This is a genomic window from Bartonella sp. TT29SHDZB (assembly GCF_042193395.1).
Lineage (GTDB): Bacteria > Pseudomonadota > Alphaproteobacteria > Rhizobiales > Rhizobiaceae > Bartonella.
Genome location: NZ_JBHILQ010000148.1, coordinates 1 through 622, shown reverse-complemented (window position 1 = coordinate 622; position 622 = coordinate 1). Strand labels below are relative to the sequence as shown.

The following is a 622-nucleotide window of genomic DNA, read 5'->3' as shown; positions in this document are numbered from 1 at the left end:
TCGTAATTTACATAGGCACGACGCAAGTTACGCATGTAGGACATATTCTAAACAGCTATGTAACATATTACACGTATAAGAGTTAATGTACACAGTAAGATGATAATTTACACATATAAGTAATATTATACACAATTAATAATTATTGTACACATATAAGCAATAATCATGCACAGTGGTAGTCGATTACCTGTCCACACGGGTGTTCAAAAAATGGTCAATTGCTAAACGCTCCAACGGGTTCAAGCGCCCGAGACCCGGATAGTTCTTCTTCGATGGGAGGAAACCCGGCGGGGTCTTCACTTCCTGGTCCTCCACTTCCTCGTAAGGAACCAAAGCAAGACTTGGGTTTCCACTTTGCATATTCTTCATCATACTTATTGATTTGATATAATCGTCCACTTTCCTTAAGGCGTCCTCATTAATATCGATGGACTCCGTTGAAGTCGAGTCGGACGGCAACAGTGACTCCCGCTGGGAGAAGGAAGGCATATTCTTCACTTCCTGTTGCGCTTTCCCACCCCGGGGCCTTGCGGCTCGTGCTCCCTTTGGTCCGGCCTTTTTAGGGGTAGATTTCTTTGCCGGGGCTTTTCTTTGGGGGGCCTTCCTCGGTGGGGCCTTC

General features: G+C 45.7%; 1 protein-coding gene. It reads right to left on the bottom strand.

The features are described from left to right. Positions 1–186: 186 nt before the first annotated feature. A partial coding sequence (locus ACFIJJ_RS10045) for a hypothetical protein (RefSeq protein WP_375646854.1) occupies positions 187–622 on the bottom strand: 436 nt, incomplete at its 5' end.